At 51.8% G+C, this 22,271-nt stretch carries 16 protein-coding genes and 1 riboswitch; of the genes, 14 read left to right on the top strand and 2 right to left on the bottom strand.

The features are described 5' to 3' along the window. Positions 1 to 10: 10 nt before the first annotated feature. The 8 genes from MCJ35_RS25920 to lpdA all read left to right on the top strand — a co-directional run bounded on the left by MCJ35_RS25920 (position 11) and on the right by lpdA (position 11,309). Complete coding sequence (locus tag MCJ35_RS25920; protein WP_025484539.1) at positions 11 to 3,166, top strand: alpha-mannosidase; 3,156 nt, start codon at positions 11 to 13, stop codon at positions 3,164 to 3,166. A gap of 289 nt (positions 3,167 to 3,455) precedes the next feature. Next, positions 3,456 to 3,566, top strand: a riboswitch (glycine riboswitch). 202 nt (positions 3,567 to 3,768) lie between these two features. Next, positions 3,769 to 4,056, top strand: a complete 288-nt coding sequence (locus tag MCJ35_RS25925) for a hypothetical protein (protein WP_025484538.1) — start codon at positions 3,769 to 3,771, stop codon at positions 4,054 to 4,056. Beyond that, positions 4,041 to 5,147 carry a glycine cleavage system aminomethyltransferase GcvT gene (gcvT, locus tag MCJ35_RS25930; protein WP_025484537.1) on the top strand — a complete coding sequence of 369 codons (1,107 nt, stop codon included), beginning with the start codon at positions 4,041 to 4,043 and terminating at the stop codon, positions 5,145 to 5,147. Before MCJ35_RS25925 ends, gcvT begins: the two co-directional genes overlap by 16 nt. A gap of 117 nt (positions 5,148 to 5,264) precedes the next feature. Beyond that, positions 5,265 to 5,645, top strand: a complete 381-nt coding sequence (gene gcvH / locus MCJ35_RS25935) for a glycine cleavage system protein GcvH (protein ID WP_008723430.1) — start codon at positions 5,265 to 5,267, stop codon at positions 5,643 to 5,645. 34 nt (positions 5,646 to 5,679) lie between these two features. Continuing rightward, on the top strand, positions 5,680 to 7,047 hold the full coding sequence (gene gcvPA / locus MCJ35_RS25940; protein ID WP_025484535.1) for an aminomethyl-transferring glycine dehydrogenase subunit GcvPA: 1,368 nt from the start codon (positions 5,680 to 5,682) through the stop codon (positions 7,045 to 7,047). Further along, positions 7,044 to 8,546, top strand: a complete 1,503-nt coding sequence (gene gcvPB / locus MCJ35_RS25945; RefSeq protein WP_025484534.1) for an aminomethyl-transferring glycine dehydrogenase subunit GcvPB — start codon at positions 7,044 to 7,046, stop codon at positions 8,544 to 8,546. Before gcvPA ends, gcvPB begins: the two co-directional genes overlap by 4 nt. 346 nt (positions 8,547 to 8,892) lie before the next feature. After that, entirely contained in the window at positions 8,893 to 9,876 is a 984-nt protein-coding gene (lplA, locus tag MCJ35_RS25950) for a lipoate--protein ligase (protein ID WP_025484533.1), read from the top strand. A 44-nt stretch (positions 9,877 to 9,920) separates the two neighbouring features. Further along, entirely contained in the window at positions 9,921 to 11,309 is a 1,389-nt protein-coding gene (lpdA, locus tag MCJ35_RS25955) for a dihydrolipoyl dehydrogenase (protein WP_025484531.1), read from the top strand. A 185-nt stretch (positions 11,310 to 11,494) separates the two neighbouring features. Here the strand turns inward: lpdA and MCJ35_RS25960 are convergent, their stop codons facing one another. After that, positions 11,495 to 12,142 (bottom strand): GntR family transcriptional regulator, encoded by a 648-nt coding sequence (locus MCJ35_RS25960; protein ID WP_025484530.1) that lies wholly within the window; start codon positions 12,140 to 12,142, stop codon positions 11,495 to 11,497. A gap of 252 nt (positions 12,143 to 12,394) precedes the next feature. Between MCJ35_RS25960 and MCJ35_RS25965 the strand changes: the two genes are divergently transcribed. From MCJ35_RS25965 to MCJ35_RS25975, 3 genes are all read left to right on the top strand, one after another. Continuing rightward, positions 12,395 to 13,936, top strand: a complete 1,542-nt coding sequence (locus tag MCJ35_RS25965; protein ID WP_050927349.1) for an alanine/glycine:cation symporter family protein — start codon at positions 12,395 to 12,397, stop codon at positions 13,934 to 13,936. A gap of 34 nt (positions 13,937 to 13,970) precedes the next feature. Continuing rightward, complete coding sequence (locus MCJ35_RS25970; RefSeq protein ID WP_081739128.1) at positions 13,971 to 15,377, top strand: tyrosine phenol-lyase; 1,407 nt, start codon at positions 13,971 to 13,973, stop codon at positions 15,375 to 15,377. A 334-nt stretch (positions 15,378 to 15,711) separates the two neighbouring features. Further along, positions 15,712 to 16,389: an SOS response-associated peptidase gene (locus tag MCJ35_RS25975; RefSeq protein ID WP_025484528.1), complete on the top strand. Its 678-nt coding sequence runs from the start codon at positions 15,712 to 15,714 to the stop codon at positions 16,387 to 16,389. 90 nt (positions 16,390 to 16,479) lie between these two features. Here MCJ35_RS25975 and MCJ35_RS25980 read toward each other — a convergent pair whose 3' ends face one another. Then, on the bottom strand, positions 16,480 to 17,814 hold the full coding sequence (locus tag MCJ35_RS25980; RefSeq protein WP_025484527.1) for an aminotransferase-like domain-containing protein: 1,335 nt from the start codon (positions 17,812 to 17,814) through the stop codon (positions 16,480 to 16,482). A 211-nt stretch (positions 17,815 to 18,025) separates the two neighbouring features. Between MCJ35_RS25980 and nhaC the strand changes: the two genes are divergently transcribed. From nhaC to MCJ35_RS25995, 3 genes are all read left to right on the top strand, one after another. Next, entirely contained in the window at positions 18,026 to 19,465 is a 1,440-nt protein-coding gene (gene nhaC, locus MCJ35_RS25985; protein WP_008723452.1) for a Na+/H+ antiporter NhaC, read from the top strand. A gap of 3 nt (positions 19,466 to 19,468) precedes the next feature. Next, positions 19,469 to 20,686, top strand: a complete 1,218-nt coding sequence (locus MCJ35_RS25990; protein WP_051400614.1) for a M20 family metallopeptidase — start codon at positions 19,469 to 19,471, stop codon at positions 20,684 to 20,686. A gap of 1,106 nt (positions 20,687 to 21,792) precedes the next feature. Next, positions 21,793 to 22,269 carry a PTS sugar transporter subunit IIB gene (locus MCJ35_RS25995; protein WP_025484524.1) on the top strand — a complete coding sequence of 159 codons (477 nt, stop codon included), beginning with the start codon at positions 21,793 to 21,795 and terminating at the stop codon, positions 22,267 to 22,269. Positions 22,270 to 22,271 lie beyond the last annotated feature (2 nt).

Genomic DNA, 22,271 nt, shown 5'->3' on the forward strand with positions numbered 1-22,271 from the left:
GGAGAAGCGTATGATTTTTATTAAGGAGAGGATTGGCAGGCTCATAAAGGATGTGGAAGCACTGGTCTATCCGGACGAAATCAAAATAGATTCCTATAAAATAAAAAAGACCCGGGAGCGGTTTCGTGATATCAGCAGGATAGATACATCGGACTGGGAGGAACTGCACAGGGAAGAAATATGGGGAGGGAACCAGGAATATTTCTGGTTTGAGACCTTTATCACGGTGCCGGATGGGTGGGACGGCAGATGTGTTGTCTATGAGGTGATGACAGGCAGGGAAGGCCAATGGGACGCGGTGAATCCCCAGTTTTCCGTCTTTGTGGATGGACGCTTAAAACAGGGGTTTGATGTGAACCACAGGGAGACCGTCCTTTCAGAGCATGCAAGGGGCGGGGCGCGGTACCACATTGTGCTGTCTGCATTTACCGGGGACCGGAACTTTTACCTGAAGCTGGATTCAAGGCTGAAGGTCCTGGACCGGGAAGTGGAAGCATATTATTATGACCTGAAGGTGCCCTATGACACGGCCCTGATGCTGGATGGGTCAGACCCTGAATACATGGCGGTGATAAAGAGCCTGAATGACTCCCTTAACCTGCTGGATCTGAGGAAGGAAGGCTCGGATGCATTTTATGCCAGCCTTGCCAAAGCCCACGACTTCCTGAGGAAGGATTTATATGAAAAACAGTGTGGTGAAACAGAGGTGCATACGTACTGCGTGGGGCATACGCATATTGACTGCGCCTGGCAGTGGACCCTTAAGGTGACCAGGGATAAGGCGGTGCGCAGTTTTTCCACGGCACTGGAACTGATGCGCAGGTACCCGGAATTCATATTCATGTCCAGCCAGCCCCAGTTATATCAGTATGTAAAAGAGGAAGCCCCGGTCATCTATGAGGAGATAAAAGAACGGGTGCGGGAAGGACGGTGGGAGACAGAAGGCGGGATGTTTGTGGAAGCGGACTGCAACCTGGCGTCCGGCGAGTCCCTGATCCGCCAGTTCCTGTACGGAACCCGTTTCTTTAAGAGGGAATTCGGAACAGATAATGTGATTTTGTGGCTGCCCGATGTGTTCGGATACTCCGCCGCCCTTCCCCAGATCATGAAGAAATGCGGGATCCGCTACTTCATGACAACGAAGCTTAGCTGGAATGAATTTAACAAGATGCCCTATGACACGTTCATGTGGGAGGGAATTGACGGTACGGCCATACTCACCCATTTTTCCCCAACCAGGGATTATCATACAGGGGGGAAGGAAGACGGGAATGAGAACAGCCACTATACCACCTATAACGGGTTCCTGTCCCCTTCCCAGGTAAAAGGGGGATGGGAGCGGTATAATCCCAAATACCTGAACAAGGAAGTACTGATGTGTTTTGGGTACGGGGATGGCGGCGGCGGGGCAACCAGCCAGATGCTGGAGAACCAGAGGCGGCTTTCAGAGGGAATACCAGGCTGTCACGCCACGGTCATGAGCACGGCCAGGAACTTCTTTGAGACATTGGAGGAACGTGTGTCAGGCAGTCCCTATCTTCCCAAATGGACAGGGGAACTGTATTTGGAATACCATAGGGGTACCTATACTTCCATGGCAAGGAATAAGCGGTATAACAGGAAAGCTGAATTTGCCACCCAGAACACGGAATTCCTGGCTGTGTGTGATGGACTTACGTCCGGAGCCGCCTATCCCGGGGCAGAACTTGATTCTGTCTGGGAAGCTGTGTTAAGGAACCAGTTCCATGACATCCTTCCAGGCTCCTCCATCAAGGAAGTATATGATGACTCAAAGGAGGAATACGATAAACTCCTTGCAGTGGACAGACAGCTTACGGACGCCTCCCTAAAGCGTCTGACATCGGTCATAGACGCGCCGGAGGGCGCGCTGGCCGTATTTAACTTTGGGCCGGAAATCAAGGCTGAGACAGTGGAATTTTACTATGACGGGGGCTGTCCCCAGGTCCGTGACGGGGAAAGGCAGGTCCGTGTCCAGAAGACAGGGGAACATACCTATATATTCACGGCATCCGGCCTCCCGGAGCGCGGGTATAAGACGTATGGCGTCAGGGAAGCAGAGGAAGGGGCCGGGAACGGAGGGGAGCCTGTGTCCTCCGTATCGGAACACCATATGGAAAACAGATATTTTTCCATCAGGCTTAACGCCAAGGGGCAGTTTGCAGGCATCTATGATAAGACGGCCGGGCGGGAACTTCTTATGCCGGGAAAAGCAGGCAATGTAATCATGAGCTATGAAGACCGGCCCCATAAGTATGATGCGTGGGATATTAACAATTACTATGAAGAGAAATCCTGGGAAGTGGATCAGGTCGAATGCATTGAGGTAACTGAAAATGGGCCTGTGCGGGCCTGTGTCACCGTAGAACGCAGGTATCTCGATTCCACAATCAGGCAGTCCATATACCTGTATCATGATATACCCAGGATAGACATCAGGAACCAGATAGAGTGGAGGGAACACCAGATTTTCCTTAAGACCTTATTCCCCCTGGATATCCATACCAGTGAAGCCGTATTCGACATCCAGTACGGAAATGTCAAAAGGCCCACCCATGCCAACACTTCCTGGGATTTTGCCAGGTTTGAGGTATGTGTCCACAAGTGGCTGGACCTGGGAGAAGATGATTACGGGGTCAGTTTCATCAATGACTGCAAGTACGGGTGCGGCGTCAGGGATTCGGTGGTGGGGCTGTCCATGTTGAAGTCAGGGACCTTCCCCAATCCTCAGGCTGACCAGGAATACCATGAATTTACGTATTCCATCTACCCGCATAAGGGGAGCTGGAAGGAAGCGGGCAGCGTTGATATGGCGTATCAGGTTAACAACCCTCCGGCTGTTGTGGTGAAGGAGCGGGGCGGCGGGTTCCTGGACCCGGTCTTTTCCTTCTTTTCAACCGACTGCCCCAATGTCGTGATTGAGGCGGTTAAGAAGCAGGAGGAGGGGGAGGGAGTCATCCTCAGGCTGTATGAATGCTTTAACCGGAGGTCTGAGGTAACCCTGAGGTCCGGCATGGAGATTGCAAACGCGTATGAGTGCAGCATGCTGGAGCAGACAGAACATCCGCTGGCGGTAGGAAAGGGACAGGTGAGGTTCACGATTAAACCTTATGAGATAAAGACCATTCTCCTGACACGTGTCCGATGATTGTTCTTTCGCCGGATGTGCGTCCTATGGAAGGGGCGTGCACATGGCGTAGATGGCGGGTGCTCTATTCACAGGAATTTATGTAATGCAGTAATAGGTGCCGCAGCGGTGGTCATTGTGTATAAATGCCGGACCGGGACCGGAAAAGCATGGGTATGGCCAGGAATTATCGTTAAATTTTAAACATCTTTTATCTATTGACTGACAATGCCACCTGTGTTAGTATGAACTTAGCAAGGGCGCCGCGGCAGCGCAGCATCAGCTTTTGCAGACAACTGCATACCATCGGTTGATGGATTCGGGAGAGACTGTCCGGGGCTGGGAATGAATTTCCTATAGTTTTTGGACAGCGCCGAAGGGGAAGCGGAGAACTCTCAGGCAAAAGGACCGGATACCGGACGATACTCTGGAAAGCGATGAAGCACCGACGAAGCCCAATCTTTCAGGTCCAAAGACAGAGCGCATGAACAAGGTTTTTGTTTGTGCGCTTTTTTTGTTAAGCCAAGGGCCTGTTTTTATTTAATGGGAGAAGGGCAATGAGGGAGTGGATTAAAATCGATTTTCGGCAAAGGATGGGGGAGTCCGGGGAATGATGCTGGGAAATGTTGCAGGAGAAATTATTTCGGAAAAATGTGCCGGGGAATGTTGTTGGGAAGTTATTCCGAAAAATTGTGCCGGGGAATGTTGTTAGGAAGTTATTCCGAAAAAATGTGCCGGGAAATGATGCTGGGAAGTTATTTCAGAAAATTGTGCCGGGGAATGATGCTGGGAAGTTATACCAGAACAATGTACCGGGTAATGATACCGGGAAGTCATTCTGGAAAATGTGCCAGGAAATTACGCCAGGGAATCAGAAAAAGGAGGGGAATCATTTATGGACACAGAAGTGACGGAGGTTGTTGAACGCAAGACGCCGCTCTATGACACACATGTGAAATACAAGGGAAAGATAGTTCCGTTTGCAGGTTATCTGCTGCCGGTGCAGTATGATACCGGGGTAATCGGGGAACATATGGCAGTACGTACCAGGTGCGGCCTGTTCGATGTCTCACACATGGGGGAAATCATCTGTAAGGGCAAGGATGCGCTCAAGAACCTGAATATGCTGCTGACCAATGATTATACGGTCATGGCAGAGGGGCAGGCGCGCTACAGTCCCATGTGCAACGAAGAAGGGGGCGTGGTGGACGACCTGATTGTCTATAAGGTAAGGGATGACTGCTACTTCATTGTTGTGAACGCTTCCAATAAGGATAAGGACTATGCCTGGATGAAGGCCCACCAGTCCGGGGATGTGGTATTCGAGGACATCTCCGACAGAGTGGCCCAGCTGGCGCTCCAGGGGCCGAAGGCCATGGATGTCCTTAAAAAGGTGGCGAAAGAGGAAGAAATCCCGGATAAGTATTATACCTGCCGGTTCGACTGCATGATTGGGGATGTGCGGTGTATTATCTCCAAGACGGGATATACAGGAGAAGACGGGGTGGAGATTTACATGGCTCCTGAGGACGCCCCGGGGATGTGGGAGCTGCTCATGGACAACGGACGTGAGGAAGGACTGATTCCATGCGGACTGGGTGCCAGGGATACCCTGAGGCTGGAGGCATCCATGCCGCTGTACGGACACGAGATGGACGACAGCATTTCGCCAAAGGAAGCAGGACTGGGAATATTTGTAAAGATGGATAAAGAAGATTTCATCGGGAAAAAGGCCCTGGAGGAAAAGGGGCCCCTGACCAGGAAGCGTGTGGGCCTTAAGGTGACTGGCAGAGGCATTATCAGGGAGCACCAGCCGGTTTATATCGGGGACCGGCAGATTGGGATGACCACCTCCGGCACACACTGTCCTTATCTTGGGTATCCGGCGGCCATGGCCCTTGTGGATATCGGGTATAAGGAGCCGGGGACTGCCGTGGAGGTGGAAGTGCGCGGACGGCGGGTGGCCGCGGAGGTAGTGAAGCTGCCATTTTATAAGCGCTGACAGGAACTATAATTTGAATCATGCAAATCAGGTAATTGAGGATGTCATACCAGGCATTTGAGAATGTCAAACCAGAAAATAAAAAGTAGGACCATATAAGATGAGGAGGTATTAAAGATGAATATTCCGGAAGATTTAAAGTATGCAAAGTCACATGAGTGGGTAAAGATGCTGGATGAGGAGACTGCCCTGATCGGCCTGACCGATTATGCCCAGGACGCCCTGGGGGACCTGGTGTTTGTGAACCTGCCGGAGGCAGGGGACGAGGTGGCTGCCGGGGAAACATTTGCGGATGTGGAATCCGTCAAGGCTGTGTCGGATGTATTTTCACCTGTAACAGGCACCGTGGCAGAGGTCAATGAAGGACTGCTGGATGCGCCTGAGTCCATCAATGAGGCGCCTTATGAGGCATGGTTCGTCAAGGTGGAGCATATTACGGACACGGAAGAGCTGATGGATGCCCAGGGCTATGAGGCATATGTTAAGACGCTTGAATAAAACAATCCATTCCGCCAGAAATGAGGTGTAGCTTATGGGGACTTATGTGCCTGATACGAAGCAGGAGCAGCAGGAAATGCTTCGTGAGATAGGATTCAACAGTTTTGATGAAATGTTTTCCCATATCCCGGAGGAGGTAAAGCTGAAGGACGGCCTGAACCTCATGCCGGGGCTCAGTGAGCAGGCTGTAATCGGGAAGATGGAGGACATAGCCGGGAAGAATGTGGTGTTCCGCCACATTTTCCGGGGAGCAGGGGCTTATAACCATTATATACCCGCTATTGTGTCCAGTGTGATATCCAAGGAGGAATTTGTCACGGCCTATACGCCTTACCAGGCGGAAATCAGCCAGGGCATCCTCCAGTCCATATTTGAGTACCAGACCATGATATGCGAGCTGACGGGCATGGACGCATCCAATGCATCCATCTATGACGGCGCAACGGCAGCGGCCGAGGCAGCCGCCATGTGCAGGGACAGGAAGCGGAGCACGGTCTATGTTTCCGGGGCAGCCAATCCCGGAGTCATTGAGGTGATTAAGACATACTGCTTCGGCAGCAATGCCAAGATGGTCATTGTGCCGGAGAAATGCGGGGTCACGGATACAGAGGCCCTGGCCGGTATGATGAAGGCGGATGCCCATGCAGCCTGCTTCTATGTGCAGCAGCCCAACTACTTCGGCAATATGGAGGATGGGGATGGACTGGGCCGTATCGTACATGATGCAGGGGCCAAATATATCATGGGATGCAATCCCATGGCATTGGCGGTCATGAAAACACCTGCTGGGTACGGCGCCGACATCGCGGTGGGCGACGGACAGCCGCTGGGGATGCCCCTGGCATTTGGCGGTCCCTACCTGGGATTCATGGCAGCTACCGCGGCCATGGCAAGAAAGCTGCCGGGACGTATTGTGGGAGAGACAAAGGATGACAAGGGAGAGAGGGCATTTGTACTGACCCTTCAGGCCCGTGAACAGCATATACGCAGGGAGAAGGCCAGTTCCAATGTCTGCTCCAACCAGGCATGGTGCGCCCTGACTGCTTCGGTGTATATGACAGCCATGGGCGCGGACGGCATGGCGGAGGCAGCCGCACAGTGTATGTCCAAGGCACATTATCTCAGGGACGTGTTAAAGGAAGCCGGACTTGAACCGAAGTATGCCGGGGAATTTTTCCATGAGTTCGTGACAGTCAGCCCCGAGGGTAAATGCACGGACAGCGGGCATATCCTCCGTGCGCTTGAAAAACACGGAATCCTTGGGGGCCTTAAGCTGTCTGACAGGGAGATACTCTGGTGCGCAACGGAAGTCAATACCAGGGAAGAAATGGATGAAACCGCATCCATTGTCCGAAATGTGCTCCACGGTGAATGCAGGCATAAGGAGGTGTGCGGCGCATGAAACTTGTATTTGAAAAAGGCTCGGCCGGAAGAGGCTTAAACCTCATCCGTGAATGTGACGTCCCCAGGGTATCCCTGGATGGGTCACATAAAAGGGCGGCGGCTCCCCGTCTGCCCCAAATGTCGGAAAATGAAATCAGCCGCCATTACACACAGCTGGCAAAGCGTTCCCACGGCGTCAACGACGGGTTCTATCCCCTGGGTTCCTGTACCATGAAGTACAACCCCAAGGTCAATGAGGAAGCGGCTGCCCTGAAAGGATTCAGAAGCGTCCATCCCCTGCAGCCGGAGCATACACTTCAGGGTTCCATGGAAGTCCTTTACCTGGCGGAGAAGTATCTCTGCGAAATCACGGGCATGGACGCCATGACCTTCCAGCCCGCGGCAGGCGCCCATGGGGAGTTTACCGGGCTGCTGTTAATCAAGGCATACCATGTACATAGGAAAGATGATAAACGGACCAAGATCATTGTCCCGGATTCAGCCCACGGCACCAATCCGGCCAGCGCTTCCATGTGCGGCTATGAAGTAATCAGCATACCGTCCAGGGAGGACGGATGTGTGGACCTGGAACAGCTGAGGGCAGCGGTGGGGGAGGACACGGCGGGACTTATGCTGACCAACCCCAATACAGTGGGATTGTTTGATAAGAATATCCTGGAGATAACAAGGATTGTCCATGAGGCAGGCGGATTGTGCTACTATGACGGCGCAAACCTGAATGCGGTCATGGGAATCGTGCGCCCGGGAGATATGGGCTTTGACGTGGTGCACCTGAACCTGCACAAGACATTTTCCACGCCTCATGGCGGCGGCGGACCGGGCAGCGGGCCGGTTGGATGTAAGGGATTCCTGATGCCGTATCTGCCGGGGGTCAGGGTAGTAATGAATCCGGCAGGGGATACGGATATAGATGTGGCAGGAGAAGGTTCAGGAGATATGACAGGGGATATGGCCCCGGCCCGTTATGTTTTTGAGCGGGCGCCTGAATCCATCGGGGATGTGAAGCAGTTCTACGGCAATTTCCTGGTGGTGGTAAAGGCCCTGACCTATATCATGAGCCTTGGCAGGGAGGGGATACCGGAGGCGTCCTCCAATGCGGTATTAAATGCAAATTACATGAAGGTAAAGCTTTCTGATGTATATGACATGGCCTACAATGAGACCTGTATGCATGAGTTTGTCATGAGCCTGGAGGATATGAAGCATAAAAATGGTGTCACGGCCATGGATATAGCCAAGGCTTTGCTGGATTACGGCATCCATCCGCCTACCATGTACTTCCCGCTGATTGTCCACGAGGCCCTGATGGTGGAACCCACGGAGACAGAGTCTAAGGAAACACTGGACGAGGCAATCGAAGTGTTCCACAAGATATATGAGACAGCCATGGCATCGCCGGAAGAGCTTCACAGCGCCCCCCACACCACGCCCATCGGAAGACCAGATGAGGTAACGGCTGCACGTAAGCCGGTATTGCGGTATACATGGGAAAGCTAAAGGCATGATATAGAGAACCTGCCTGGATAGCCGGAAAAGCTAAAGGCACGATATAGAGGATCTGCCTGGATAGCCGGGAAGGCTAAAGGCACGATATAAAGGATCTGCCTGGATAGCCGGGAAAGCTAAAGGCACGATATAGAGAACCTGCCTGGGCAGCCGGGAAAGCTGTCCGGGCAGGTTTTCTGGAATCTGGGGTAACGCTTGTCACCGGAAGAAGCATCACCGGAAGAAGCATCACTGGAAGAAGCGTCATCGGAAGAAGCATCACCGGAAGAAGCGTCACCGGCAGAAGAAGGTCATGGGGGAATACGGCGTACGAAGTATTTCCGCAGAAGGAGGCAGAATGATTAACAGGCTGATCTGGCTGGAAACAGATAATACATACCCTTACAGGAACCTGGCCATGGAGGAATACATGACAGCCCATGTGCCCGATGGGACCTGTATCCTTTTCCTGTGGCAGAACCGTCATACGGTGGTGATTGGCAAGAACCAGAACTGCTGGAAGGAATGCAGGGTGAATTTCCTGGAGGAAGAAGGAGGATACCTGGTGCGCAGGCTTTCTGGCGGCGGGGCAGTGTTCCATGATCTGGGCAACCTGAATTTTACATTTATTATAAGAAAGCCGGATTATGACGTGGACCGGCAGCTGCAGGTCATACTGGAGGCAGTCAGGATGCTGGGAATCCAGGCTGAGAAAACAGGGCGCAATGATATTACGGTTGAAGGAAGAAAATTTTCCGGCAATGCATTTTACCAGTCAGGAGACTGCTGTTACCATCACGGGACCCTGCTGATACATGCCGACAAGGATAATATGTCAAGATATCTGAATGTGCCGCGGGAAAAGCTGGCGTCCAAAGGCGTTTCCTCTGTGAAATCACGGGTGGCAAACCTGGATGAGTTCTGTCCGGGACTGACGGTGGGCAGGATGAAGGCCGCCCTGGTGGAGGCATTTTCCCAAGTATATGGTCAGAGGGCTGGGAAGATGGAGGAGAAGGAGCTTCCAGAGGAAGCCATAGGCCCGCTGACGGAAAAGTTTGAATCCTGGCAGTGGAAATACGGCAGGAAGATCCCCTTTGAACATGAGATGGAGCATCGGTATGCCTGGGGCGGGATCCAGATGCAGTTTCATGTGGATGAGGGCAGGATAAAGGATGTTAATGTGTTTTCCGATGCCATGGACCAGGAGCTGATTGGGAATCTGGCGGAGAAATTAAGGGACTGCCTGTATGAAGAAAATGCCATGTGCGCGGCGGTTGAAAAGGTGGGAACCAAAGAGAGCATGAGGCAGGACATCCTGTCCCTTATAAAGGAATCCATGTAACAGGAAGTAACAGGAAGTAAATAGTTGGAAGCGGGGGTAATTATATGGCAGACAGATGGAATCTGGTGGTTATAGGCGCAGGGCCGGGCGGATATGAGGCCGCGGTTGAAGGGGCCAAAAAGGGGATGAAGGTGGCGCTGGTGGAGAACCGTGAACTTGGCGGGACCTGCCTGAACCGGGGATGCATCCCCACGAAGACCATCCTTCATACGGCGGAACTGTATCATGAACTTCAGGCAGGCCCGTCCATCGGCCTCAGGACAGAACAGGCGGCCGTTGATATGGACCTGGTGCAGAAGCGCAAGGAGGAGGTCCTTAAGCAGCTGCGTGCCGGAATCGCCGCCCTGATGAAGACGAATAAAATTACGGTGTATGATGGAACAGGAACCATAGTGGACCGCTGTCACGTATCAGTCCGGCCGGAAAGCGGCGGACCGGTCCTTTTGGAGACAGACCACATACTGATTGCCACCGGCTCGGTGCCGGCCTGCCCTCCGATTCCCGGGGCAGACCTGCCGGGGGTGGTGACCAGCGACGGACTGCTGGATAAGAAAGACATGTTCGGGCATTTAATCATCATAGGGGGCGGTGTGATTGGAATGGAATTTGCCTCGATTTACAGTTCCCTTGGGCATCCGGTTACCATAATCGAGGCCCTGGACCGCATCCTGCCCGGCATGGATAAGGAAATAGCCCAGAACCTTAAGATGATTCTGAAAAAGCGGGACACGGACATCCACACAGGCGCCAGGGTGGAGGAAATCTTAAGGGATGAGGACGGCAAAGGCCTGATCTGCCGGTTCGTGGAAAAGGACAAGGTATGTGAAGCCAGGGCCGACGGCATCCTGATTGCCACGGGCCGCAGGGCCTATACGGGCGGGCTTATATCAGAGGAGAGCAGCCAGGAGATAAGGGATATGGCAATGGAACGCGGCCGTATCGTGACGGATGGAAATCAGGAAACCAGCGTTCCCGGCATATATGCCATAGGGGATGTTACCGGAGGCGTCCAGCTGGCCCACGCGGCCACGGCCCAGGGGCGCAGCGCTGTGGCCCATATGGCGGGGGAGGAGGTGTCCATCCGTCTGGATATCGTCCCTTCCTGCGTGTACACCAGCCCGGAAATCGGCTGTGTGGGGATTACCGCGGATGAGGCAAAGGAAAAGGGCATATCTGTCATCACCAGGAAATACCTGATGTCAGCCAATGGAAAGTCCCTTCTCTCCCAACAGGAGCGCGGCTTCATTAAGGTGGTTGCGGACAGTGAAACCCAGTGCATCCTGGGCGCCCAGATGATGTGCGCCAGGGCCACGGATATGATCAGCCAGTTTGCGGCCGCCATTGTCAATGGACTGACGCTGGAGGATATGGCAAAGGTCATATTCCCGCATCCCACATTTAGTGAAGGGATACTGGAGGCTGTGAGATTGTAATAAGCAGGATGGAAGATGGTTTTTGCAGCCATTCTTTTGAATGTAAACATAAATGTCCCGGTATAAGATGAGATGTTTCATCCTGTGCCGGGACATTTTCATATGCAATTCAATTGGCCTGGAACGTTTCCATGTTCCGGACAGAACACTGTGTGCACGATTGGGTCAATGGTAAGGCAAGAACATCATTCTCCTTTGTTCTCATCAATCAGATGCACACCATACCGGTAATGCTCTTCCGTCAGCTTCTCCGCCAGCTTATAATCCCCATCCTCATATGCTTCCGTAATCAGCCTGTGCTGCTGGATAGCGGAAGTCCTGTGCTCCAGGGTGCGGACTGCGTGCCGCATCAGCAGGAACCGTATCAGGTTGTACCTCTTGTAGGTTTCTTTTAAGAAACGGTTGCCGCAGTAATCGAAGAACGCCTTGTGGAAGCGGTAGTCCGCGTCAAAATATGCCTCGTCATCCTGGGCCTTAGTCATGGCCTCTAAGTTGCGGTAAAGCTCTTCCGTTACCTGGCGGGTGTGGTTGCTGCGCGATGAAAGGGCCACGGCCTCGCAGGACAGGGCGAGGATGAATTCATTCAGTTCACCGGAGTATTCAAAATCAAAACTAATCAGCTGGGCGCCGGTTTTGGTCACTTCGCCAATGAGGCCATCCTGGTTCAGCTTATTGATGGCATCCCTTATGGGGGTGGAGGAAACCTGAAAACGTTCCTGCAGCTCCCGGTTCGTGAGTTTGGCGCCAAGCGGTATGGTCCCTGCAAGGATATCCTCTTTTAAGATGTTGTAAATCTGTTCACTTAATGTGAGTTTTATAATGTTCTCAGCCATAGATTTTCAGTATCCACCAACTTCCCTTCATAATTATGCTTATTCTACTACACATTTGGGTCAAATGCAATAAAACTATGGGAATGTGCATAATTTCAAAATTATTTTAAAATCCCCCTTGACTATTGTTTAAAATGCTGTATAATAAGAATCACAAGTGATGCATCACACATCGCATCATACATCAAAGAAGGACCGGGGACCAGATGCAGGATGCAGCAGCAAAAACTAATATAAAAGAGGGTAGGGGGGATGGTTATAGTTGACCGGATCACACAGGTGTTTGTAAAGGTAGTGACATCGTTAAATGAACTGTTGTGGGGTGACTTATTCATATTACAGTTTTCAAACGGTGAAACCCAGTTTGGTATTTCACTTCTGGTACTTCTGCTGATACCGGCAGGCCTTTACTTCACATTTAAAACAAGATTTTTACCATTCCGGCTGTTTCCCGAGATGATACGGGCCACGCTGGAGAAGGACAGCAGTAAGGATAAGGACACTATTTCCGGAGTACAGGCGCTGATTATAGCCACTGCCACACGGGTAGGTATGGGGAACCTGGCAGGCGTGGTGGCAGCGATTTCCTTCGGGGGCTCGGGAGCCGTGTTCTGGATGTGGATTACAGCTTTGATTGGTTCATCCAGCGCTTTCATTGAATCGACGCTGGCGCAGATTTACAAGGAAAAGGATCCCCTCTATGGTGGATACCGGGGCGGCCCCGCATACTTCATGGACCGTATCCGGATCATCACAAAAATAAAACGGGAAGACGCCTTTGTACAGGATGTGCACAGGGAAGCGGAATACATTGCCAGTGATGAACAGACCTATTATACAAAAGGATGCAGGCTGTCTTTTCTGGGTATTGCATTTGCCCTGTCAGGCCTTTTGTGCTGGGCCGGGATCAGCCAGGTGGTTGCTAATTCCGTAACCTCTGCGTTTAAGAACGCATTTAACATCCCACAGGTTACCACCACTGTGGTACTGGTGGCCATATCAGCCCTGATTGTCCTTAGGAGAAATGCAACGGTGAAGGTTTTAGACAGGATTGTCCCCGTTGTGGCATGCAGTTATTTTATCATTGCAATGTTCATCATCCTTAAGAACATTACATATATGCCGACCGTGTTTGGCGGCATTTTCTCACAGGCTTTTGGTCTTAAGCCCATTATGGGCGGCGGACTTGGGGCAGTGGTCATGAACGGGGTGAAGCGGGGATTGTTTTCCAATGAAGCTGGAAGCGGATCAGCGCCATGTGCGGCCGCGGCGGCAGAGGTAAACCATCCGGCGAAACAGGGATTGATTCAGTCATTGGGCGTATTTATTGACACGCTGGTCATCTGCAGCTGCTCTGCATTCATCATGCTGCTGGCGCCAGGTGAGGTGACACAGGGACTGGTGGGCATGGATCTGCTTCAGGCGGCCATGAACTACCACCTGGGGAAAGTCGGGGTTATCTTCATAGCGGTCATCCTGTTTATGTTCAGCCTTTCCAACTTCGTGGGTATCCTGTTCTATGCCAGGTCCAATGTGGCATATCTGTTTGGGGATACCTGGGCGGTCCAGACCTGCTATAAGATATTTGCACTGCTTATGCTTTTTGCAGGCGGGGTTGCAGCCTATTCCTTTGTATGGGACCTGGGAGACCTGGGGGTAGGCCTGATGACCATATTCAACATGATTGCCATTATCCCGCTGTCAGGGCAGGCAATCGCGGCTTTAAAGGATTATGAAGAAAATTACATTAAAAAACGTGCTGGGGAAGCCTCTGGCTGTCCGGCAGTTAAATAAACCAATATTATAATATTATTAGGAGGATTTAAATATGGATATGATGAATTTTGCACCGGAGCCTTTTAAAATCAAAATGGTAGAGCACATGGGCAACCTGAACAAGGAAGAGAGGAAGGCAGCCATAAAGGAAGCAGGATATAACACCTTTTTACTCAGGTCAGAGGAATGCTTCATCGACCTTCTGACTGATTCCGGAACCAATGCAATGAGCGACAGACAGTGGGCAGGGCTGATGTTAGGTGATGAAGCCTACGGCGGATCCAAGAACTTCTATCACCTTGAGGCAACGGTACAGGAGCTGTTCGGATTTAAGTATGTGGTGCCTACCCACCAAGGACGCGGCGCAGAGAATATCCTTTCCACGCTTACCATCAAGCCGGGGGATTATGTACCAGGCAACATGTATTTCACCACCACACGTTTCCATCAGGAGCGTAACGGCGCAACCTTCCGCGATGTGATTATCGACGAGGCCCATGACCCCAGCGCAATCCTTGATTTCAAGGGCAATATTGACCTGAATAAGTTCCAGGCCCTGATTGACGAAGTGGGCGCTGATAAGATTCCATATATCTGTCTCGCAGTGACCGTTAACCTGGCGGGCGGACAGCCGGTTGCCATGGCTAATATCAAAGCTGTTTCCGAGCTGGCCCACAAGTATGGCATCAAGGTGATGTTCGATGCCACAAGGTGTGTTGAGAACGCGTATTTCATCAAGACAAGGGAAAAGGGCTACGAGAACAAGACCATTAAGGAAATCGTCCATGAGATGTTCTCCTACGGCGACGGCTGCACCATGTCCGGTAAGAAGGACTGCTTAACCAACATCGGCGGCTTCCTGTGCATGAATGACAAGGATTTATATGTCAAAGCCTGCGGCACAGTTGTACAGTTTGAAGGTATGCCTACCTACGGCGGAATGGCCGGAAGGGATATGGAGGCCATGGCAATCGGCCTCAGGGAATCCATGGAATTCAATTATATCAGCCACCGTGTCAACCAGATCCGCTATCTGGGAGAGAAACTGGATGCAGCGGGCGTGCCAATGGTTAAGCCTTACGGCGGTCATGCAATCTTCGTGGATGCACGCGCATTCCTTGACCATCTGAACCAGGAAGAGGACTTCCCGGCCCAGGCCCTGGCAGCAGCTGTTTATGAGTATTCCGGCGTAAGGACCATGGAACGCGGAATCATTTCCGCAGGCCGTGACCCAAAGACCGGGGAGAACCATGTCCCGAAGCTGGAAACCATCCGCCTGACCATTCCGAGAAGGGTTTATACATATGCACATTTGGACTATGTGGCTGACGCAATCATCCAGCTGTATCAGAACAGACATGATATCAGCGGACTTAAATGGGTGTATGAGCCGGAAGTACTCCGCTTCTTTACCGGAAGGTTTGAGCCGAAGAATAGCGAATTGATTAAAGGGTTCTGATTTAAGGATTTTGGTTAAGGGAATTGTATTAAGAAAGCCGCACTAAGGGAATTGTATTTAGGAAATTGTATTAAGGAAATCGTATCAGGGAATTTGTAGTAGAAAAGAGAAGGCTGCCACGGATATGCGTGACGGCCTTCCTTTTTTGTACTGCTTATGTTTCGTTGTATTGGGTATGGTATGTTCCGGTGTGTAACCGCAGGGGACCGTAACAGTTGGGGCAGGGTTGGGGCAGGGGGTTTATGGAAGTGCATTGATTTTGACGGATTTGGATATATAATACTACAGAGAAGCATCATATATCGGTATCCGATTCAGGACAGGAGGCGGCAGGATGTGCGGAAGATATTATTTCAGCGTTGATTTACTCGATGAAATCAGGGAATTGGTAGAACCTGGGGATTGGAAGCTGGAACTGGGGCTTTTGGAGAAGGACATGCATCCGGGGGATGTGGCGCCTGTCATCACAATACGGGATCATACGGCGCAGGGATATGCGGAACGGGGAAGTGTGGAATGGGGAAGTGCGGAACGGGGAAATGTTGAACGGGGAAATGTCTCCCCGGCCCCGGTATTTCTTGGAATCCAAAAAATGCGCTGGGGTTTTAAGGCGCCGGGCGGCAAGGGGCTGGTGTTCAATGCCAGGTCGGAGTCCGTGCTTGAAAAGCGTATGTTCCGGGACAGCGTGAGCCACAGGCGTGTGGCTGTGCCTGTTTCCTGGTTCTATGAGTGGAATCAGAGTAAGGAAAAGTACACCTTTACCAGGGAAGACGGACAGGTGCTGTTTTTAGCCGGGTTTTACAGTAAATACGAGGATGGGGACCATTTTGTGATTCTGACCACACAGGCTAACCAGTCCATGGCCCCGGTCCATAGCCGTATGCCTCTGGTGTTGGAGCGGGACCAGGTGCGGGACTGGATAATGGATGAGGACGGTTTCCAGGGAATGCTGGAGCAGGTGCCAGCCAGGCTTTCAAAGTCCTGTGAGTATGAGCAGCAGACGTTGTTTTGAAGGGGGCGGCGTGAGGGGCGGTTTAGGGATGATTCTTTATGCGGATACCAAAGCCGTCCTCCACGGTCCGTAGCCACCATTCACCGCCCCTCAGTTATACCGCCCCAGTATACGGATTAACTTAGGTATCCCGGCCCGTATTTCATCTTCATTGGCCTTGCTGACGCTGACCCGGTAATAGTGGTTGTTGCGGAATTCCTTCAGGAAGAATTTGCTGGTGTCCATGAGGCGTATATTATTTTTGAACAGCATGGGCTGTATTTTGTCAAAGGGCGTGTCCTTTTTTAGTTTGACACATGCAAAGAAGCCGGAATCCGGTATGTTCCATTCCAGGCCAGGTGCCGGGTTCTCACGGACGGTTTCCTTCAGTATGCCCATGCGGTTCATGTAAAGGCGGCGGATGCTGTCCTGATACTTATCAAACATGCCGCTTCCCAGATACACGGCCAGGGAGCCTTGGGACAGGATGGAGGTATAGGTGTCGGTCCACTCCTTATATTCCAGGAACGTGTTCTTAATCAGGTCAGGAAGGATGAGGGCGCATACGCGCAGGCCCGGCATCAGGACCTTGGAAAAGCTTTTGATGTAGATTACCTTGTCTGAGGAATCATAGTAAAACAGGGGGTCATTCCTGGAATTGGTGTCAAAATCAGCAGCGATGTCATCCTCCACGATGTAGACATTATATTTGCCGGCCAGGCGCAGCAGCTCCTGCTTTTCCCCTTTGGTGTAGGAATGGCCCGTGGGATTATGGTATCTTGGTATGGTGTAGAAAAACTTGATGTCACCATAATAGAACAGGCGCTCCAGTTCCTCAAAATCCACCCCGTTAAAACCACGGCTGATTCCAATGGCAGGCGTATTGCACAGGTAAATGCTCTTAATCATGCCATAGTAAATAGGCTGTTCAATCAGGACCGTCTTTTTGCCGTTAGGGAAAGGCATACGGCACAGGATATCAAGCGCCTGCTGTGAACCTGAGGTGACCACGATATTGGAAGCCCTGGTGTAAATCTGGTATTGCTTGAACTGTTTTTCCAGGGTGTCAAGGAGCAGGGGGAGGCCCTGCACATCGGCATAGGTAAAGATGACTTCCCTGCACAGGTCCAGGGACTTATCAATACAGTGCTGGAAGTCATGGAATGGGATATACCGGCTGTCCGGCGCGCCGGAATAAAAGTCAATCATGGAGTTTTTCTTGTAACCGCGGCTGTCCGTGATTCCCACGATATAGTAGCCGCTTTTGGGTATGGAATAGATTTTGTGCCGCTGCTCCAGGTACTTGTAGGCTGACAGGACGGTGCCCACGCTGGTGGAGAAATGTTCCGCCATTTCCCGGAGGGAAGGAAGCTTCATGTTAGGTTTGAATGTCTGGTCTTCAATATGTTCTTCAATGTAGGAGACAATCTCTTCGTATTTCAGCATGGACACGGTCCTCTTATTCATTTCTTCTGTCTGTACTATAACAGATTGGCAAATTATCAATTGTATTGGTGTCTGTTATAGTATAACATTGAACCATAAGAAACTCAATCAGGTGGTTATTGCAAAGGTGCATAATTCAGTTTTGGCGGCTGGAATATGCCCTTTTTTGGAATAAGGACCTGGATGGGAAAATAGAAAAGGAGCCAAGAGTATGAAGAAGAGAGAACAAAGGAAACCTACATTTGCAGAAGCCCTGCTTCCGTTGATTGCCATGCTGCTCATCCTTACCGTGGGATACGGGATCTTCGGCTTTCCCAAGGAGGCCATGCTTGTCATGTCGGCGGCTTTCACGGCAATGGTCGCATTCCATCTGGGTGTGACCTGGGACGATATGATTGAAGGTGTCTCTGAAAAGATTGCCAAGGCCATGCCCACCATACTGATTCTGCTGGCAGTGGGTATCATCGTATCATCATGGATGCTTTCGGGAACCATTCCCATGATGATTTATTATGGGATCCAGATTGTGAATCCCAAGTTTTTCTATGTCACATCCTTTATTATCTGCGCAGTCATATCAACCTGTACAGGAACATCCTGGGGATCCATGGGAACCATTGGCGTGGTCCTTGTCATCATTGCCCAGGGGCTGGGGCTTTCCCTTCCCATCACAGCAGGCGCAGTGGTTGGCGGTTCGTACTTTGGCGACAAGATGTCCCCTCTGTCAGACACCACCAACCTGGCGCCCCTGGCAGCTGGTTCCACCCTGTATGAGCATATCCAGCACATGTTCTACACAACGGTCCCGGCCGCCATCGGAGCCATCATACTGTATACGGTGCTGGGGCTTAACACCAGCGCGGCCGGGCTTGCCAACTCTGAAAAGGTGGATATGATGATGGCTAATTTAAGCTCCATCTATCACTGGAATATCCTGCTGTTGGTTCCCATCATCATCATTCTTTACGGGTCCATTACCAAGAAACCGACCATCCCGGTCATGCTCATATCCAGCGCGGTTGCCTGTCTTATAGGCGTGTTCTATCAGGGATTTACATTTACGGATGTATTTGCCTCGTCCGTAAGCGGGTTCAGCATGGAAATGGTGAAAAGCACGGATACATCCCTTATCCTGCCGGAGATTGAGAAGCTTCTGTGCCGAGGAGGCATGAACTCCATGCAGGAGACCATCCTTTTAATCCTGTGCGCATTTTCCTTTGCAGGGATCATTGCCAGGGCGGGCTGTCTGGATGTGATACTGGAACACCTGATGCATGTTGTAAAGACACGGTTCACGCTGATTGCGGCCACGGTCGTGTCCACCATCACCATGGCCCTTGCAACGGGAAGTGATTTCCTTACCATACTGATCCCGGGCGAGCTGTACGCGCCGGTTTATAAGAAAATGGGCCTGGCCGCCAGGAACCTGTCCCGTACCCTGGAGGATTCAGGCACATGTGTGGTGGCACTGATTCCATGGTCAGCGGCAGGCGCATATGCGTCCGGCGCACTGGGGATTGCCACCATTGATTACCTGCCATATGCATTTTTCTGCTTCTTCAGCGTAATCATGGCCCTGGTATGCGCGGGCACTGGGTTTGGAATCATGACGCTGGAGCAGGAAGAAAAGAAAAAGAAAGGGGCAGACTAGGTCATGCTGAGTAAGGATATTAAATCATATCTGGATACAAACTATGATGAAATGCTTAAACTGCTGGAACGCCTGGTGAACATAGACAGCGGTTCCGCCTGTAAGGAAGGGATTGACAGGGTTGCATCCATCATGGCCCAGGAATACATAAAAGAAGGATTCCAGGTGGAAATCCTGGAACACGAAAACTGCGGAAACGCCGTAATCGCCAGGAAATCCGGCACAGGCCTGAAAAATGGCGGTAGCCAAAGCCCCCAGACCGGAGACAGCAGGAATCACGGCAAAGTACTTATGATCTGCCATCTGGATACCGCGTTTCCGGAAGGGTCCGCCAAGGCCAATCCATTTACAATAAAAGGAAACATAGCCACAGGCCCGGGAGTCGTGGACATGAAGGCCTGTCTGGTTGGCTGTCTGTATGCGTTTAAGGCGCTCTATGCCCTGGGCGTGGACCATGTGCCGGAGGTGACAGTGCTCATGAGCGGGGACGAGGAAGCAGGAAGCCATGCGGTTCAGGAGCGGATCATCGAAGAGGGCAGGAAGGCGGACTGGTGCATTGTAACAGAGGGAGCCCGGGAAAATGGAGCCATTGTGATTGAGCGCAAAGGCAACTGTTATTTCCACGTCCATGCATCGGGCCGCGCGGCCCATGCAGGCATCGAACCGGAGAAGGGCCGCAATGCCATAGAGGAACTGGCCCTGAAAATAGTAAAGCTGAGGGCGCTCAATGATTTTGACAAAGGAAGCACCGTGACCATCGGTACCATAAAAGGCGGGGAGAACCGCATCGTGGTGGCTGAATCAGCAGAGATGGACATCGACCTGCGCTACAGGACCAAGGAGGACGGGGAAATGCTTATCCGCCGTGTCAGGGATATCCTGGAACAGGTGGAAATCGATGGGGTACATACAGAGTACACATTTACCAGGAACCGTCCGCCCCTTGTGCAGGTGGAGGGAAGCGCGATGCTTCAGGGACTGGTGAAGGAAGCCAGCCAGGAGCTTGGAATCCCATATCTCACCGCTGTCACCGGAGGGGTCAGCGACGGAAACTTCGTGGCCGACATCGGCACGCCCACCATCGACGGCCTTGGCCCGGTGGGCGGCATGATGTGTTCCCCGGAGGAATATCTGTGCCTGGACAGCATGACGGAGCGGATTGCACGGATGGGGACGGTTGTGGGATGGTTGGGGTGTTTGGCGGATGTGGGTAGGTCGTGAGGGCTACGTCCGCGAAGGGGGACAGACCGGGCTTTGCCTTTAGGAGGACCAGACGGTGACGGGGGGATTCCTTAGGGCGGCAGGGGCGCGGACGCTGAGTTCCGGAGGGGCAGCTTCTAAGGCCCTGACAATATAGAAGACGGGGGACCGGTGCTATTCGCTGAGAAATCCTGAAGGACTTTCTCAGCTCAGAGCACCTTGGACTTATGCTTTGATGCATTCGTCCACCCCCGTCTTCTATATTGCCAGAACCTAAGAAGCTGCACCCTCCTCCACTAAGCGTCCGCACCCCTGCCGCCCTAAGGAATCCCCCCGCCACCGTCCGCTCCCCCTAAAGCCCAACCCCGCCCTGTCCCCCTCCCCGGACTGCATACTCCAACCATTACATGCGCCAAATACCCGGCACTTGAGGATTGGGCGCTGGCGTAAGGGGAGATGCAGGAGGGGGGAGAGGCGTGGCTATTTGATTTAACCAGTCAAGAGCTAGGTGCGGCTATTATACGGAACCTACAAGTACGGAAACCATAAGTACGGAAGCCATAAGTACGGAAACCGTAAGTACGGAAGCCAATAAGTACGGAAACCATAAATACGGAAACCATAAGCATGGAATCTATAAGTACGGACTCATAAGTATGGAATAGACTGTGCAGGAGATTATTTTTTTACTTTTGGTTTAGGTGGAGTGGAGGCGATAAAAACGTAGCGGGTGAGTAGAATGGGGCTGGGGGGAGGGAGGCATCTACAGGGGCGTGCAGGTCTTGAGCTGTGGGAACCGGCGTTAAGAGGCTGGCGCCCTTTGTCTGAACCCGATAACTGACGGCAGGAAGTATCTAAGCGTGAGTTTGGGCAGAAGCCTCTTGTATTTAGCCGGTTCCCAGAGCTCTAGAGCTGCTAGCCCCGCAGCCGCCTCCCTCCCCCCAGCCCCATTCTACTCACGAACGGATGCACCCCTCCCATCCCCGCCCCTAAATCCCGCCCTTAAATCCCACCCATTTGCACCATCCCTAGTGAAAAAATATCAATTCAAACACTGTACAAACTGCTGTATAATTTCTTGTGTAAACAGGATTTGTTATGCAATTTATCGAAAGGAAGGTAGGTTTATGGACAATGTAAAGCTGTTCCGCATTGACTATCGTCTGCTCCACTGGCAGACAGGGGTGTTGTGGGTACAGAAGCTGAAGGCGAACATGATTCTGGTGGCCGGGGATAAGGTGGCGGCGGATGATATGCGCAAGAACCTGATTAAGCTGGCGGCGCCTAAGTCTGTGAAGACACGGATTGTGCCGATTGCTGAGGCGGCTGCATTTTTAAACAGTGAGAATGTTAAAAAGTACAGCATTGAACTGCTGGTGGAGACAACGGACGATGCCCTTGCGCTGGCGGAACAGGTCCCGTATCTGCGCAGCCTCAACGCAGCGCTTATGAAGACTGAGCCGGGTAAGAAGCTTCTGACCAAATATCTGGCTGTCAGCGACCAGGATATTGAGAACTTTAAGAAAATGCTGGACATGGGGGTTGAGATTGGCTGTTATACGGTGCCGACTGAGAAATCTGTTAATATTACAAAGTATCTGTAGGG

Source organism: Enterocloster sp. OA13, from assembly GCF_022440595.1.
GTDB lineage: Bacteria > Bacillota > Clostridia > Lachnospirales > Lachnospiraceae > Enterocloster > Enterocloster hominis.

Excerpts from the sequence above, each read along its gene's own strand:
- MCJ35_RS25920 (WP_025484539.1), top strand. The coding sequence starts at position 11 with ATGATTTTTATTAAGGAGAGGATTGGCAGGCTCATAAAGGATGTGGAA.
- MCJ35_RS25925 (WP_025484538.1), top strand. The coding sequence starts at position 3,769 with ATGTTGCAGGAGAAATTATTTCGGAAAAATGTGCCGGGGAATGTTGTT.
- gcvT (WP_025484537.1), top strand. The coding sequence starts at position 4,041 with ATGGACACAGAAGTGACGGAGGTTGTTGAACGCAAGACGCCGCTCTAT.
- gcvH (WP_008723430.1), top strand. The coding sequence starts at position 5,265 with ATGAATATTCCGGAAGATTTAAAGTATGCAAAGTCACATGAGTGGGTA.
- gcvPA (WP_025484535.1), top strand. The coding sequence starts at position 5,680 with ATGGGGACTTATGTGCCTGATACGAAGCAGGAGCAGCAGGAAATGCTT.
- gcvPB (WP_025484534.1), top strand. The coding sequence starts at position 7,044 with ATGAAACTTGTATTTGAAAAAGGCTCGGCCGGAAGAGGCTTAAACCTC.
- lplA (WP_025484533.1), top strand. The coding sequence starts at position 8,893 with ATGATTAACAGGCTGATCTGGCTGGAAACAGATAATACATACCCTTAC.
- lpdA (WP_025484531.1), top strand. The coding sequence starts at position 9,921 with ATGGCAGACAGATGGAATCTGGTGGTTATAGGCGCAGGGCCGGGCGGA.
- MCJ35_RS25960 (WP_025484530.1), bottom strand. The coding sequence starts at position 12,142 with ATGGCTGAGAACATTATAAAACTCACATTAAGTGAACAGATTTACAAC.
- MCJ35_RS25965 (WP_050927349.1), top strand. The coding sequence starts at position 12,395 with ATGGTTATAGTTGACCGGATCACACAGGTGTTTGTAAAGGTAGTGACA.
- MCJ35_RS25970 (WP_081739128.1), top strand. The coding sequence starts at position 13,971 with ATGGATATGATGAATTTTGCACCGGAGCCTTTTAAAATCAAAATGGTA.
- MCJ35_RS25975 (WP_025484528.1), top strand. The coding sequence starts at position 15,712 with ATGTGCGGAAGATATTATTTCAGCGTTGATTTACTCGATGAAATCAGG.
- MCJ35_RS25980 (WP_025484527.1), bottom strand. The coding sequence starts at position 17,814 with ATGCTGAAATACGAAGAGATTGTCTCCTACATTGAAGAACATATTGAA.
- nhaC (WP_008723452.1), top strand. The coding sequence starts at position 18,026 with ATGAAGAAGAGAGAACAAAGGAAACCTACATTTGCAGAAGCCCTGCTT.
- MCJ35_RS25990 (WP_051400614.1), top strand. The coding sequence starts at position 19,469 with ATGCTGAGTAAGGATATTAAATCATATCTGGATACAAACTATGATGAA.
- MCJ35_RS25995 (WP_025484524.1), top strand. The coding sequence starts at position 21,793 with ATGGACAATGTAAAGCTGTTCCGCATTGACTATCGTCTGCTCCACTGG.